The following is a 15,546-nucleotide window of genomic DNA, read 5'->3' on the forward strand; positions in this document are numbered from 1 at the left end:
ACCGTTTAAGGCGATCCTATGAAACAAAAAGTGGTTAGCATTGGCGACATCAACGTGGCAAATGACCTGCCGTTCGTGCTGTTTGGCGGAATGAACGTGCTGGAATCCCGCGATCTGGCGATGCGCATTTGTGAGCACTACGTAACCGTTACTCAAAAGCTGGGTATCCCTTACGTGTTCAAAGCCTCCTTTGATAAAGCCAACCGTTCTTCCATCCACTCTTACCGTGGACCGGGCCTTGAAGAAGGGATGAAAATCTTCCAGGAACTGAAGCAGACTTTTGGCGTAAAAGTGATCACCGACGTTCACGAAGCCAGCCAGGCACAGCCTGTTGCTGACGTGGTGGATGTGATTCAGCTGCCGGCATTCCTCGCTCGTCAAACCGATCTGGTGGAAGCGATGGCGAAAACCGGTGCCGTTATCAACGTGAAGAAACCGCAGTTCGTAAGCCCGGGCCAGATGGGTAATATCGTGGATAAATTCCATGAGGGCGGTAACGATAAAGTTATTCTGTGCGACCGTGGCGCGAACTTTGGTTATGACAATCTGGTTGTGGACATGCTTGGCTTCAGCGTGATGAAGAAAGTCTCCGGCAACTCACCGGTGATTTTTGACGTCACCCATGCGCTGCAGTGCCGCGACCCGTTTGGCGCAGCAAGCGGTGGTCGTCGCGCGCAGGTTACCGAACTGGCGCGTGCCGGTATGGCGGTAGGCCTGGCAGGTCTGTTTATTGAAGCGCATCCGGATCCAGCCAATGCGAAATGCGATGGCCCATCCGCACTGCCGCTGGCGAAGCTGGAACAGTTCCTGACGCAGATTAAAGCGATTGATGACCTGGTGAAAAGCTTCGACGAGCTGGATACCGAGAACTAAGTCTGGTTTGACCGCCCGATAGCGCCAACGCTTATCGGGCCGACAAAACCGTAAGAAATGAAGTGAAACATACTCCAGGCCGGATAAGACGCATTGCGTCGTATCCGGCTTTTTTTCAGGCAAATATCGTCATCAGATAGGCGATAAACAGCGCCAGATGCGCCGCGCCGTTAAGCACGTTGGTGCGTCCGGTAGAGAAAGAGATATGGCACAGTACCAGCGATGAAACCATCACAATCATCTCTGGCGCGCCCAGCGCAAAGACCAAATCATTCCCGGTTGCCCATGCGATCAGCGTTACGACCGGAACGGTCAGTGAAATGGTGGCTAACACCGAACCGAAGAACAAATTCATCGCCCGCTGAACCTGATTACTCAGAACCGCTTTCAGCGCGCCCAGACCCTCAGGAGAGAGGATCAGCAATGCGACCAGGAAACCGGTAAATGCCACAGGAGCATTCAGTTCAGTCAGCAATGTCTCCAGCGGGCTGGCGTTCATCTTGGTCACGGCGATTACAGCGATCAGATGAATGATAAGCCAGGCGGCGTGCCACATATTGCTGTGGGCTGACGGTTTACCGTGATGCGGGTCATCGTCGTCACCCTCGTCTTCATGCTCGTAAATGAACAGGCTCTGGTGGGTTTTAGTTTGTATCAGCAAAAACACGCCGTACATCGCCGCAGAAATTAATGCCACCAGCAGCGCCTGCGCGGTAGTGAAATTCGCTCCCGGTAAAGCCATTGGGAACACCAGTACAATAATGGCCAGCGGGAACAGGGCGATTAAATACTGCTTAATACCAAACAGGTTCATATACTGAGTGGCAAATTTACGGCCACCTAACAGTAAAGAAAAACCGACCAGACCGCCGGTTACGATCATTATGATTGAATATAGCGTATCGCGCATGAGCGTAGGCGCAGCATCGCCAGTCGCCATTAATGCGGAGATTAAGCTGACTTCAAGAATAACAACGGACAGGCTGAGGATCAGCGACCCGTAGGGTTCGCCAAGTCGATGCGCTAATACATCCGCATGACGGACAACGCTAAATGCGCTGCTTAATATACCAATAAGGGCCAGCGCATTGATACCGATGACCACTGGTAGTGACTGACTGCTCCCCCAGAAGAACAGTACTACCAGCGCCAAAATCGGGAAGACGAGAGAGGTCTCCTTGTGGCGGGTTTTTACCGCCTCATGTACTTGTGTCATTGAACTAATTTCTCCATCTCTGCAGGTATTTATAATTATAAAAAGTATTAAAGAATGTAAAAAATAACAGAAAACCTGGTTTTGTAGGTGACATTTTACGAAATTTTACTACATCGCTTATTTTTCCTCTCAAAGCGGTCAAAAACAAATTTCTTGTTTATAGACTGTTTAATTAACAGAGGGTTAGATGAAGAAAGTTTCTAAAAATGTCTTTTGTTGGCGTATCGCCGCATTGTTAACCACACTTAAGGTTTAGCCTAAAAAGAGGAGTTCACAATGCCGTATAAATCTAAAAGCGATCTGCCTGACAGCGTGCAGCATGTTCTGCCAGCCCATGCTCAGGACATCTACAAAGAAGCTTTCAACAGCGCCTGGGAACAGTATAAAGATAAATCTGACCGTCGTGATGATGCCACCCGCGAAGAGACGGCGCACAAGGTGGCGTGGGCCGCGGTCAAAAATGATTATCAAAAAGGTGATGATGATAAATGGCATAAAAAGACGTAACAGTATCAATTATAATGCCTTTATGAACTAGCCAGCATCAGGCGTTAGCGAATCGTGCTACGCCGCGCCGTTGCTGGCTTGCAAGCGAGCGGTGAATTGCCTATTGTCCAGCTATTGGTTTCAAAATGAGCAGTAAAAAAGCCCGGAAGGCGTCAAAAAAGTTGTCGCAGGGAAGCTGCAGTGGCGGAGGTGTAAGGTGTTAACGCGTGATTTTTTATTGAATGCCGACTGTAAGACGGCATTTGGTGCTATTGAAGAATCACTACTCTGGTCAGCGGAACAACGTGCAGCCTCACTGGCCGCCACGCTCGCTTGCCGACCAGATGATGGACCGGTGTGGATCTTTGGTTATGGATCGTTGATGTGGAACCCGGCCTTAGAGTTTGAAGAGTCCTGTACCGGGACGTTAGTCGGCTGGCACCGTGCTTTCTGTCTGCGCCTGACGGCGGGGCGAGGAACGGCGTGTCAGCCAGGACGTATGCTGGCCCTGAAAGAAGGGGGACGCACCACCGGTGTGGCCTACCGCTTGCCGGACGCATCCCTGGAACAAGAGCTTTCGCTGCTGTGGAAGCGAGAAATGATCACCGGCTGTTATCTGCCGACCTGGTGTCAGTTGGCGCTGGATGATGGCAGGACGGTGAACGCGCTGGTCTTTATTATGGATCCGCGTCACCCGCTGTTTGAGTCAGACACGCGTGCGCAGGTGATCGCGCCGCTGATTGCCGCCGCCAGTGGACCTTTAGGCACTAACGCCCAGTATCTGTTCTCGCTGGAACAAGAGCTGGTTAAGTTAGGGATGCAGGATGATTGTCTTAACGATTTGGTGATCACGGTCAAACGATTGTTGGGAGAGAACCTGCCAGAAGGCGTTATGCGACCAGGGTTTGCCTGACTCCAGCCTGGAACTGTATGCCCGAAAGCCAGACGCTCTTCGGGCATTTAACGCTTAGGCTGCAATATAACTTATCGAATGCTCGAGCGACTGGCTGTGGCTGTCGATCAGCACATTCCAGATGCCGGTATAGGGCACGGTCAACCATGCGTTATCACGATCCTGCACGCTTAAAATATCGGACTGCGTGTCTTTGACGTGATTTTTCTCGCTCATCAGATGGATATGACAGCGCTCAGAACAGCGCACTACCACCGTATCGCCACCAAATAACTTTAAACTCGCCTTCACTAATGCCATTTTTCACCCCGTTCTTGAAAACAACGTACTTTCTGTCGAAAGTGCTGCGTGATGTTGTTCACATTTCACTCATGGCATAACACCAAAGGGTGAGCCACAGGATGCTGATTTTGATCAAAAAATGGCATAACGATTAAACAAAAGTGACAAAATCCCTCAAAAGGGTTGAAAGGGCGTGCTAACGTTCAACGAAACCGCGCCCATCTACGATTAAATCCGGAAATTATCGACACTTTCAGTGTGCTGGCCTGAAAGCGGTGTATCAGAAGGTCAGCACTTTATCTGCAGCCAGAGTCCATTGAGCCAGTTCAACCAGCGTGCCGACGGCTACTCCGTCGATTAACGGCAGCTCCGTTATACCTCGGCCATCGGTGCAGGTTTTGCACAGTTTTACCGGCACATTTTGCGCCGTCAGAATCTCCAGCATTTGCTGAATATTGTATCCTTCCGCTGGTTTCTGTCCTCGTAATCCCGCGGTTACCGCGTCCGACATTAAAAACAGGCGCAGGTCGAGATCCGATTCTTGTTCGCGCAGGGCGATAGCCAGTCGCAGGCTGTTAAATAAGGATTCACTTCCATAGGCCGCACCGTTCGCGACGATCACTATCTTTTGCATTATTACTCCTGTTGTCAGGGGGGCATGGATATTGCTTGTCCTCAGGGATAACCCGTTATCGGTGAGGGCAGAGATGATGACAAATGCACAAAATTCCGGCGCGACGCAATGGTTTCGCCATGCCCGCCAGCTTGAGAACACCCAGCTTCGCCAACTGGCGCAGTCCGGTAAGCTGGTGATACGCATCAGCCATCTGGTGCATATGCTACAGTGCGAACGCGGTGCATCCAATATCTGGTTGTGTTCTCAAGGTACGCTTTATGATCGGGAGGTCCGTGCCAGTCGGGCGCTGGTGGATGAGGAGTGTCGGCAACTGCATATCCTTTTCCAGCACATTATGCCGGTGGCGGGCAGTGCGTTGTGTCACCGCATTGCTGGCACCGTCTGGTGTCTCGATCAGCTAACGACGCTGCGTGAGTCTGTCAGCGGACAGATTGTCGATGCGCAGCAGGCGATGGAGCAATATAGCCGGATGTTACGCCATCTGCTGGGTATTGTACCGCAGCTTAACGACAGCATCGATTATCCCCATGTCGCAGGTGGACTGGTGGCGCTGTACAGTTTTATGCAGGGTAAAGAACTGGTGGGGCAAGAGCGGGCATTAGGGGCCATTGGCTTTACCCAGGGCGAGTTTAATCCTCCGATGCGCCAGGAGCTGGTGGACAGAATCGACGGGCAGCAGCCGTGCTTCGACACCTTTATCTCCCTGGCTTCACCTGTGCTGGTGCAGCATTTTCGTCAGCAGTGCGAGGCATCGGGCGAGATCGAACAACTGCGACGCCAGGCCTGTACGCGACAACCCCAACTCGATAACGGTGAAAGCGCGCTACGCTGGTTTACCCTACAGACGCAGCGCCTTGAACAATTACGCCATCTTGAAGAGATGCTGATTACCGAATTGCTGAACGCCGTGGCGCGGCGGCTGGCAGAAGAAACCTCCGCCTTGCCGCTCGACAACTGGCTTGATGACCGTGCTGAGGAACCCCTTTCGTTACGTCGGGATAAACAATTATTGTGGGTTGTTCGCCAGCAGGCTCGCCAACTGGAACAGATGAGCGCCCAGTTGGCCTCATTGCAGGACGCCTTAGAGGAGCGCAAGGTGATTGATAAAGCAAAAAGCATCCTGATGAATCACCAGCAGGTCAGCGAAGAACAGGCGTGGCAGCTATTGCGAAAAATGGCGATGGATAAAAACCAACGGATGGTGGATATCGCCCGGGCACTGCTTACCGTCAAATCCCTGATGCAGGGATAGCGGCTGCACAACGGGCGGGCAGCGGCTGCCATATTTGGGTGCACCATGACGTCTGCTACGCGTTGAACCCGCTAAAACCGTCAGTGTAATTCTGGCATCTGAATTGCATTCACTCATACAGACAATTTAGCAGCAGGCCAACGGCGGTCTGACTGTTTTGAGGATAAAGGCGTCCTGCAATGCTTTGGCATTGTTGGACGCCTTTTTTTATGGGGAGCATGTATGGGTGACAGAACAGTTTCGTTAACGCGGCGGCGGTTTTTGCAGGCAAGTGCCGTGATGGGGGCTAGTTCCCTGATTCCAGGACTGATGTCCTCGGTCTGGGCGGCAGGCTCTGATACGCCGGAGATCACTACCGTTCGGGTCGGTTTTATTCCGTTAACCGACTGCGCGCCGCTGGTTATCGCCGCGTTGAAAGGTTTTGATAAAAAATACGGCATTACGCTGGTGCCGACCAAAGAGGCAAGCTGGGCCGCAGTGCGTGACAAACTGGTCTCTGGAGAGCTGGATGCGGCGCATGTTCTGTACGGCCTGTTGTATGGACTGGAACTGGGGATTGCCAGTAAAGCGCAGCCAATGGCCAATCTGATGACGCTCAATCAGAACGGGCAGGCGATCACGCTCTCCGCAACGCTGCTGGAGCAGGGGATTACCGATGCGTCTGCGCTGAAGAAACTGATCGTCTCGCAGGCGCCTGGAACCTACACCTTCGCGCATACCTTTCCCACCGGCACACATGCCATGTGGCTCTATTACTGGCTGGCCAGCGCTGACATCAATCCTTTCACCGATGTTCGCACCGTCGTGGTACCGCCTCCGCAAATGGTGATGAACATGCGCATTGGCAATATGAGCGGATTCTGCGTCGGCGAGCCGTGGAATGCGCGGGCGATCAACGACCGCATCGGTTTTACCGCGGCGACGTCTCAGGAAATCTGGCCCGACCATCCGGAAAAAGTACTCGGTACGCGCCGGGAGTGGGTAGAAAAATATCCACATACTGCCCGGGCGCTGGTTAGCGCGCTGCTTGAAGCGTCGCGCTGGATAGATGCCAGTGACGCCAACAAACGCGAAACAGCACAAATTCTGGCGCGCCGGGCCTGGCTCAATACCAAAGAAAGCTATCTGACGGGAAGAATGCTGGGTGATTACGACAACGGGGCAGGTCGTCGCTGGCAGGATCCGCATGCCATACGCTTTTTTCGCGACGGCGAGGTGAGTTTTCCATGGCATTCCGATGGCATGTGGTTTCTGACTCAGTTCCGCCGTTGGGGATTGTTAAAGCAACAACCGGATTATGCAGCCATTGCCGCGCGCATCAACCGGACCGATATCTGGCGCGATGCGGCAGCTGCGGTTGGTGGGATAACACCGCCTGAGCAATTGTTACGTACCAGTACGCTGATGGACGGTTCCGTATGGGATGGCCGCAATCCAGAAGCCTATGCCAACAGTTTTACCCTCCACCGTACAGGAGCCTTAGATGAAACAAAATACGCAGCTTAAATCCCCTGAATCGGCAGTTGGTGAAGTCATAACGCTATCAACGATGAAGGTCAGAAAGCGCAAAATGCCGTGGTCGTTATGGTTAAACGCATGGCTCAGGCGAGCCGTACCCGCTCTGCTGGGGATTGCCTTGCTGGTGGTGTGCTGGCAACTGGCCGCTATCAACAGCAAAGGATTTCCTACACCGCTGAGCACTCTGGATTCAGCCCTGACGCTGTTTGCCGATCCGTTCTATAACGGCGGGCCGAATGATATGGGGATCGGCTGGAACGTGCTGGCGTCGTTGCAACGGGTTGCGATCGGTTTCGGATTAGCGGCGCTGGTGGGGATCCCGCTGGGATTTCTGATTGGGCGTTATACCTTCTTCTCGCACATGTTTTCGCCGCTGATTGCGCTGTTGCGCCCGGTCAGCCCGCTGGCCTGGCTGCCGATTGGACTGCTGTTGTTTCAAAAAGCGGAACCCGCATCGAGCTGGACCATCTTTATCTGTTCTATATGGCCGATGGTGATCAACACCGCCGAAGGGGTGCGGAGAATTCCTGACGATTATCTCAACGTTGCTCGCGTACTGCAGCTCTCAGAGTGGACGGTGATGCGACGGATACTTTTCCCCGCCGTGCTGCCGGCGATCCTCACTGGCATACGCCTGTCTATCGGCATCGCCTGGTTGGTGATTGTGGCAGCCGAAATGCTCACCGGCGGGTTGGGGATTGGTTTTTGGATCTGGAATGAGTGGAACAACCTTAACGTCGAAAACATTCTCATCGCTATCGTCATCATCGGCGTTGTAGGCCTGCTGCTTGAGCAGGGGCTAATGCTGGTGGCACGTCGGTTTAGCTGGCAGGAAAAATAAGGAGACAACATGAAACCCATTATTCAGATCCAGGCGGTCAGCCAGCGTTTCTCGACCGCCAGCGGTGAGTTCCTCGCGCTCCACAATGTCTCTTTTGATATCCATGAAGGGGAGACCGTCAGTTTGATTGGACACTCCGGTTGCGGCAAGTCGACGCTTTTGAATCTGATTGCCGGCATTACGCTGCCTACGGAAGGAGGCCTGATTTGTGATAATCGCGAAATTGCCGGGCCTGGGCCTGAGCGGGCGGTCGTTTTCCAGAATCATTCGCTGCTGCCGTGGCTGACCTGCTTCGACAATGTAGCCCTGGCCGTCGATCAGGTTTTCCGCCACACCATGAGCAAAGCCGAACGACGCGAGTGGATCGAGCACAACCTGCATCGCGTCCAGATGGGCCACGCGATGCATAAACACCCCGGTGAAGTCTCTGGTGGGATGAAGCAGCGCGTGGGTATTGCCCGGGCGCTGGCGATGAAACCCAAAGTCCTGCTCATGGATGAACCGTTTGGCGCACTGGATGCGCTCACCAGGGCGCATCTGCAGGATACGGTGATGCACATTCAACAGTCGCTGAACACCACCATTGTGCTGATCACTCACGACGTTGATGAAGCCGCGCTGCTTTCCGACCGGGTTCTGATGATGACCAACGGGCCGGCGGCGACGGTAGGCGAGATCCTGACGGTTGATTTGCCGCGCCCACGCAATCGGGTCCAGCTCGCCGATGACAGCCGATACCATCAACTACGACAACGCATTCTCCATTTTCTGTATGAGAAACAGCCGAAGGCGGCGTAAGGAGGGTGATATGACGCGACTGGTCATTGTAGGTCATGGCATGGCGGCAACTCGCCTGATTGAGGCGCTTATTACGTACAGGGATTGCAACATTGCCATCACAGTTATCGGTGAAGAGCCGCAGCTTGCTTACAACCGGATCCAACTTTCACCGGTACTGGGGGGAGAAAAGGCCTTTGCGCAAACCTTACTTCACCCGGCGCAGTGGTATCTCGACCACGGCGTGACGGTGCTAAACGGTGAAACCGTGCTGACTGTTGATGCCGCCAGCCACAGCCTGACCACGACAAAACGGCTTATGTTCTGGGATGAGCTGGTATTTGCCACCGGGTCGTATCCGTTTATTCCGCCCATTCCCGGCGGTAAACAGCCACATGTTCATGCTTTTCGCTCGATGCAGGATGTTGAGGCGATTCTCCAGCGGTCTGGTCCAAAGGTGGTGCTGGGCGGTGGCGTTCTTGGCATAGAGGCGGCGGCAGCATTACACCTTAATGGTGACAACGTCACGTTAATTCATCGCACGGGTAGGCTGATGGAACAACAGCTTGATCAACTGGCCAGCGACCTGTTGCAGGCTCAACTGACGAGTCGTGGCATTCGCTGTGAACTTGGTTCAGGCATCACCAGTATCGAAGCCGACAGCGTCACGTTGCTGGATGGCCAGCGGATTGCGGCGAATGGCGTGGTGATTGCCACGGGGGTAAAACCCAATATCCGCCTGGCGCAGGCGTGCGGCGTAGTTTGTCAGCAGGGGATCGTGGTGGATGATCAACTTCGCACCTCAACGCCCAACATTAGCGCTGTCGGGGAATGCTGCGAGATTAACGGCCAGACGTGGGGGCTGGTCGCGCCGTGTCTGAAGCAGGCAGAGGTGTTGGCTGCGCGACTGGCGGGTTTTACCGGTGCCGGATTTGGCTGGCAGTCGAGCGGAACGCGTCTCAAGGTGACGGGCATTGATCTGTTTAGTGCAGGTGTAACAGACGCGACGGCGACGGATGCCATCCTGAGTACATACGATCCGCTTAGCGGGCACTACCGCCGCTTGCTGACGCGTGACGGAAAACTCCATGGCGTGCTGCTGATGGGCGATTGCCGCAGCGCCGCGCCGTTAACCGATTTGCTGGCCCAGGGGGCGACAGCACAATCAGACTGGCTCTTCGACCGCTTTGATACGCAGCCATCGGCTGCAGGACAGATGACGATGACAAAACCGACGCTGGCTGTTGTGGGACACGGTATGGTTGGCCACCATTTTCTCGAGCAATGCGTAAGCCGTAATCTGCATTTGCATTATCACATCGTGGTGTTTGGCGAGGAACGTTATGCCGCCTATGACCGGGTGCATCTGTCTGAGTATTTCGCCGGGCGCAGCGCGCAATCACTTTCGCTTGTCGCAGATGATTTCTTTGCCCGCAATGGCATCGAGCTACGTTTGGGGCAATGCGTGACCGGGATCGATCGTGAAACGCGCGTCATCCGTAACACCGACGGACATGAAACCCACTGGGATGCGCTGGTGCTTGCCACCGGATCGTATCCGTTTGTCCCTCCCGTGAAAGGTGGGGATTCTCCATCCTGCTTTGTTTATCGTACGTTGGACGATCTGGATGCCATTGCAGCGAAAGCGAAAAGTGCGCGCCGCGGGGTGGTTATCGGCGGAGGCCTGCTTGGTCTGGAGGCGGCGAACGCGCTGCGTCAGCTTGGGCTGGAAACGCATGTCGTTGAATTTGCGGCTAATCTGATGGCGGTACAACTGGATAACGCCGGTGCCGCGATGCTGCGAGAAAAGATAGAAGCGCTGGGCGTTGGCGTCCACACCGCGAAATCGACCACGGAAATTGAAAGCACTTCTGACGGGCTGGTACTGCACTTTGCCGATGGCGAAAAGCTGGAAACTGAAATGGTGGTCTTTTCTGCGGGGATTCGTCCGCAGGATGCGCTGGCGCGTCGTAGCGGATTAAATATTGGCGAACGCGGTGGGATTTGTATCGATAACCACTGTCGCACGTCAGATGACGCCATTTTTGCAATCGGCGAATGTGCGCTGTGGGAAGGGCGAGTCTTTGGCCTTGTCGCGCCGGGGTATCAAATGGCGCGGGTGGTCGCCGCACAGCTGGCCGGAGACGATGTCAGCTTTAGCGGCACGGATATGAGTACCAAACTCAAGCTGCTGGGCGTCGATGTCGCTTCTTTTGGCGATGCGCATGCCCGTACGCCGGGCGCGAAAAGTTACCAATGGACGCATGGTCCCGAGCAGATCTACAAAAAAATCGTCGTCAGCGCGGAGGGCAAAACGCTGTTGGGTGGAGTGTTGGTTGGCGATGCTGGCGATTACGCCACGCTACTGCAAATGATGCTCAATGGGATGCCGCTTCCCGGTCAGCCGGAATCGCTGATCCTGCCCTCGCTGGCGGGCGGTGCGTCGAAAGCGCTTGGGGTTGCGGCATTGCCCGATACTGCGCAAATCTGCTCTTGTCATAACGTCAGTAAGGCCGATATATGTCAGGCGGTGAGCGCTGGCGCGACGGACATGGGCGCCATCAAGCAGTGCACGAAGGCTGCGACTGGATGTGGCGGATGCAGCGCGCTGGTTAAACAAGTGATGGAGCACCAACTTGCGGCCCAGGGCGTTGAGGTTAAAAAGGATATCTGTGAACACTTTCCCTGGTCGCGCCAGGAGATTTATCACCTGGTACGGGTGAACCATATTCATACTTTCGAACAGTTGATTAGCCGTTACGGTCATGGTCACGGCTGCGAAATCTGCAAACCTCTGGTGGGGTCAGTGCTGGCGTCCTGCTGGAATGAGTATCTGCTTAAACCTGCGCACTTACCGTTGCAGGACACTAACGATCGCTATTTTGCCAATATTCAAAAAGACGGTTCCTATTCCGTGGTTCCACGTATGCCTGCGGGAGAGGTCACACCAGACGGCCTGATCGCTATAGGCCAGATTGCGAAACGTTTCCAGCTGTACAGCAAAATTACCGGCGGGCAGCGGGTGGATCTTTTTGGTGCGCGTCTGGAGCAGTTACCAGATATCTGGCGCGAGCTGGTGGCGGCGGGGTTTGAAACAGGGCATGCGTACGGGAAGTCGTTGCGTACGGTGAAGTCCTGCGTGGGCTCAACCTGGTGTCGCTACGGCGTACAGGACTCAACGGCAATGGCGGTGATACTTGAAAATCGCTACAAAGGGCTGCGCGCGCCACACAAAATTAAAATGGCGGTTTCCGGTTGTACCCGGGAATGCGCCGAGGCGCAGGGCAAAGATGTCGGCGTCATTGCGACGGATAAAGGCTGGAATCTCTATCTGTGCGGCAACGGAGGAATGAAACCGCGCCATGCCTGTCTGTTTGCCAGTGATTTGGATGATGTCGCGCTGATGAGTACCATCGACCGTTTCCTGATGTTCTACATTCGCACCGCCGATCGTCTGCAACGTACCAGCACCTGGATGGATAACCTGGAAGGCGGTATTGAATATTTACGTGAGGTGATCCTTGACGACAGTTTAGGTATTGCCAGCGAACTGGAACAAGAGATGGCGCGGGTTGTGGAAAGTTATCAGTGTGAATGGCAAACCACGCTCAGCAGCCCGCAGCGCCTGGCGCTGTTTCGTTCTTACATCAATAGTGATGAGCCGGATGAGACGATTGCACGCGCGCCTTTGCGCGGGCAGCCGCAGTTGGCGGCATCTGCATCCAGAGGTCGGGAGTTATTACCGACAAAACCCTGGCAGGAGATATGCGCCCTTGATGCGATCCCTGAGCAGGCGGGTATTGGTGCACGCCTGGGAGACGTACAAATCGCGTTATTTCGCTTTGGGCAGACGATTTATGCCCTTGATAACCTTGAACCCGGTAGTTCTGCTCAGGTGTTATCACGCGGTATTCTGGGGGACGTGCAGGGTGAGCCGATTGTTATCTCGCCGCTGTATAAACAACGTATTCGTCTGCGCGATGGCCGCCAGTATGACAGCGGAGAACAGGCGGTACGCGCCTGGCCGGTGAAAGTGGAGGCTGGAAAAGTGTGGGTGGGAACTCAGGCGCTGATCCTGCGGGCGGAGGCATCATGAGTGAGACTCGTACAACGTGCCCGTACTGTGGCGTTGGCTGCGGCGTAATTGCGCAGGTGGACAACAATGGTGTCACCGTCAGAGGCGACCCCGAACATCCGGCAAACTTTGGCCGCTTGTGCGTCAAAGGCGCGGCGCTGGCTGAAACCACAGGACTCAGCGGCAGGTTGTTGCAGCCAATGGTGGATGGCGCAACGGCAAGCTGGTCGCAGGCGCTGGATACCGCCGGTGAACGCCTGCGCGCTATCATTGCTCAGCATGGTCCGCATGCCGTGGCCTTTTATGCCTCCGGGCAACTGCTGACGGAGGATTACTATGCGGCGAATAAGCTGATGAAAGGTTTCATTGGCGCGGCCAACATTGATACCAATTCGCGGCTTTGTATGTCGTCTGCGGTGACCGGGTACAAGCGGGCGTTGGGGGCGGATGTGGTGCCCTGCAGCTATGAGGATATCGAATGCAGCGATTTGGTGGTGTTGGTGGGATCGAATGCGGCATGGACGCATCCGGTGCTGTATCAGCGTCTGGTACAGGCGCGTAGTGCCAATCCGTCGATGAAGGTTGTGGTTATCGATCCTCGTCGCACCGCCACCTGTGATATCGCCGATCTGCATCTTTCCCTGCTGCCCGGTAGCGATGCCGGACTGTTTGTTGGCTTACTGAACCGGATTGTGGCTGAGGGTGATGCGCGGGGTGAATTTGATGACGCTGCAGAAACGTTTGCTATCGCCCGCGACTGGAATCTGGAGCGTGTCGCGCAATTTTGCGGGCTGGATGTTGCTGATGTTGTCACCTTCTATGACTGGTTTACGCGCGCGTCAACAGCCATCACGCTTTACACCATGGGCATTAACCAGTCCGCCAGCGGTAGCGACAAATGCAATGCGATTATCAATGTACATCTGGCCAGCGGTAAATTTGGACGGGAGGGGTGCGGCCCATTTTCGCTGACCGGACAACCCAATGCGATGGGCGGACGGGAGGTTGGCGGGCTGGCGACCCAACTGGCGGCGCATATGAATTTTGAACCTCAGGATCTTGCCCGCCTGGCCCGTTTCTGGGGCACCGAAAGGCTGGCGCAGACGCCAGGGTTGATGGCGGTAGATCTGTTTGAGGCGATCGGTAAAGGCGATGTCAAAGCGGTATGGATCATGGGGACTAACCCGGCGGTGTCACTACCGGACAGCCATGCAGTGTGCCAGGCGCTGGCCGCCTGTCCACTGGTGATTGTCTCCGAAGTCGTGGCTGACACGGACACCAGCCGCTATGCGCATATCCGGTTTCCGGCGCAGGCCTGGGGGGAGAAAAACGGTACGGTGACCAACTCAGAACGTCGGATCTCGCGCCAGCGTGCATTTTTACCTGCGCCGGGTGAGACACGGCCAGACTGGTGGATTGTCGCGCAAATGGCGAAACAGTTGGGATTTGCCCATGCGTTTGGCTGGCAAAGCGCCTGGGAGGTATTTTGTGAACATGCGGCGCTTTCTGGTTATGAAAACAGAGGTGAACGTGCATTTGATATTGGCGCGTTAGCTGAGCTGACGCACCAACAGTGGGATGAGATGACGCCGGTTCGCTGGCCGGTGAGCACAGGCTCATCAACGCTTAATCTTTGGCAGGGGTGGCGTGGTAACCAACGTTTACGCCTGGTCGCTGTTGCGCCGCAGGGGATGAAAACCACCTGCGATGCTCTCTATCCATTGGTGTTAAATAGTGGTCGCATTCGCGATCAGTGGCACACCATGACGCGCACGGGGACAATTTCACGCCTGATGCAGCATATCAATGAGCCGCTTGTAGAAATTGCACCTGAAGATGCTGGTCGCTTCAAACTTAATGAAGGTGCGCTATGCCGGGTGAATTCCCCGCGCGGCGTGATGGTCGGTAGAGTAACCATCCACCCTGGACAGAGGTCGGGGTGTGTCTTCACCTCAATGCATTGGAATAACCGTTTTGCCCGTCAGGGGCGAGTAAATGCATTGGTTTCCCCGGTTTGCGATCCTGACTCTGGACAGCCGGAAAGCAAACAGACTGCGGTGCGCATTATGGCGTGGCAGCCCCGGTGGCAGGGAGAGCTGTTTTGCCGCTCTACGCTGACGTTGCCGGGATTCGTCCACTGGTGGCGTAAAAGTGCTGACAATGCGTTGCGCTATACCCTTGCGGGTGACAGCGATATTTTCGTCTGGCTACAACAATATTGTGTGGCGCAGGGCTGGCAACTTCAACTGGCGCAATGGGAACGGGGGCTGAATCTGCTGGCCTGGCATGATGGCAACCTGATGCTCGGGTTCTGGTCAGCAGCAACGCCGCCGCAGATTGATGATGCGGCGATCCTCTGCGCATTCATGCAAAAGCCGGAAAATGCTCAGGCTCGTCATGCGCTGTTGGGCGGGAAACCCGGAGGAATTCCGGCTGATAAGGGAGTGACTATTTGCAGTTGTTTTAACGTAGGAGAAAAAGCCATTACCCAGGCTATCGCTAACGGTTGTGATACGGTTCAGGCACTGGGACAGGCATTACGTTGTGGAAGCAATTGCGGCTCATGTATTCCGGAACTGAAGGTATTACTGGCACAAAAAATCACACTCAATGATTAAGGATATTCCTGAAAATTTGAGAAAAGGCTGCAAAGGGGAGCACGGGCAGGTAGGATTT

At 54.7% G+C, this 15,546-nt stretch carries 12 protein-coding genes; 9 read left to right on the forward strand and 3 right to left on the reverse strand.

Annotated elements, in window-relative coordinates; all coding sequences use genetic code 11:
* Positions 1–18: 18 nt before the first annotated feature.
* Positions 19–873 carry a 3-deoxy-8-phosphooctulonate synthase gene (gene kdsA / locus OGV94_RS24555; RefSeq protein ID WP_003020772.1) on the forward strand — a complete coding sequence of 285 codons (855 nt, stop codon included), beginning with the start codon at positions 19–21 and terminating at the stop codon, positions 871–873.
* 115 nt (positions 874–988) lie between these two features.
* Here the strand turns inward: kdsA and chaA are convergent, their stop codons facing one another.
* Positions 989–2,089, reverse strand: a complete 1,101-nt coding sequence (chaA, locus tag OGV94_RS24560; RefSeq protein WP_003020769.1) for a sodium-potassium/proton antiporter ChaA — start codon at positions 2,087–2,089, stop codon at positions 989–991.
* Between the two features lie 276 nt (positions 2,090–2,365).
* Here chaA and chaB point away from each other — a divergent pair, with 276 nt between their 5' ends.
* Entirely contained in the window at positions 2,366–2,596 is a 231-nt protein-coding gene (gene chaB, locus OGV94_RS24565) for a putative cation transport regulator ChaB (RefSeq protein WP_043016118.1), read from the forward strand.
* Positions 2,597–2,792: 196 nt separating this feature from the next.
* Positions 2,793–3,488, forward strand: coding sequence for a gamma-glutamylcyclotransferase (locus OGV94_RS24570; protein ID WP_016156738.1), 696 nt, complete (start codon positions 2,793–2,795; stop codon positions 3,486–3,488).
* Between the two features lie 54 nt (positions 3,489–3,542).
* On the opposite strand, the gene OGV94_RS24575 is transcribed toward OGV94_RS24570, so the two are convergent.
* Positions 3,543–3,788 (reverse strand): DUF1883 domain-containing protein, encoded by a 246-nt coding sequence (locus tag OGV94_RS24575; RefSeq protein ID WP_003020763.1) that lies wholly within the window; start codon positions 3,786–3,788, stop codon positions 3,543–3,545.
* 262 nt (positions 3,789–4,050) lie between these two features.
* Entirely contained in the window at positions 4,051–4,404 is a 354-nt protein-coding gene (locus OGV94_RS24580) for a DsrE/DsrF/TusD sulfur relay family protein (RefSeq protein WP_043016119.1), read from the reverse strand.
* 73 nt (positions 4,405–4,477) lie between these two features.
* Here OGV94_RS24580 and nasR point away from each other — a divergent pair, with 73 nt between their 5' ends.
* The 6 genes from nasR to OGV94_RS24610 all read left to right on the forward strand — a co-directional run bounded on the left by nasR (position 4,478) and on the right by OGV94_RS24610 (position 15,488).
* Positions 4,478–5,659: a nitrate regulatory protein NasR gene (nasR, locus tag OGV94_RS24585; RefSeq protein WP_080625297.1), complete on the forward strand. Its 1,182-nt coding sequence runs from the start codon at positions 4,478–4,480 to the stop codon at positions 5,657–5,659.
* 222 nt (positions 5,660–5,881) lie between these two features.
* The gene (locus OGV94_RS24590; protein WP_080625296.1) at positions 5,882–7,165 is read left to right on the forward strand and encodes a CmpA/NrtA family ABC transporter substrate-binding protein; all 1,284 of its coding nucleotides are present in this window, start codon (positions 5,882–5,884) and stop codon (positions 7,163–7,165) included.
* Positions 7,143–8,018: a nitrate ABC transporter permease gene (gene ntrB, locus OGV94_RS24595; RefSeq protein WP_286524658.1), complete on the forward strand. Its 876-nt coding sequence runs from the start codon at positions 7,143–7,145 to the stop codon at positions 8,016–8,018. The genes OGV94_RS24590 and ntrB overlap by 23 nt, the downstream gene beginning before the upstream one ends.
* 9 nt (positions 8,019–8,027) lie before the next feature.
* The gene (locus tag OGV94_RS24600) at positions 8,028–8,816 is read left to right on the forward strand and encodes an ABC transporter ATP-binding protein (RefSeq protein ID WP_286524661.1); all 789 of its coding nucleotides are present in this window, start codon (positions 8,028–8,030) and stop codon (positions 8,814–8,816) included.
* Positions 8,817–8,826: 10 nt separating this feature from the next.
* On the forward strand, positions 8,827–12,891 hold the full coding sequence (gene nirB / locus OGV94_RS24605) for a nitrite reductase large subunit NirB (protein WP_286524663.1): 4,065 nt from the start codon (positions 8,827–8,829) through the stop codon (positions 12,889–12,891).
* Positions 12,888–15,488: a nitrate reductase gene (locus OGV94_RS24610; RefSeq protein ID WP_286524664.1), complete on the forward strand. Its 2,601-nt coding sequence runs from the start codon at positions 12,888–12,890 to the stop codon at positions 15,486–15,488. The genes nirB and OGV94_RS24610 overlap by 4 nt, the downstream gene beginning before the upstream one ends.
* The last annotated feature ends 58 nt before the right edge of the window (positions 15,489–15,546 follow it).

It is taken from the genome of Citrobacter sp. Ce006, from assembly GCF_030336535.1.
GTDB lineage: Bacteria > Pseudomonadota > Gammaproteobacteria > Enterobacterales > Enterobacteriaceae > Citrobacter > Citrobacter europaeus.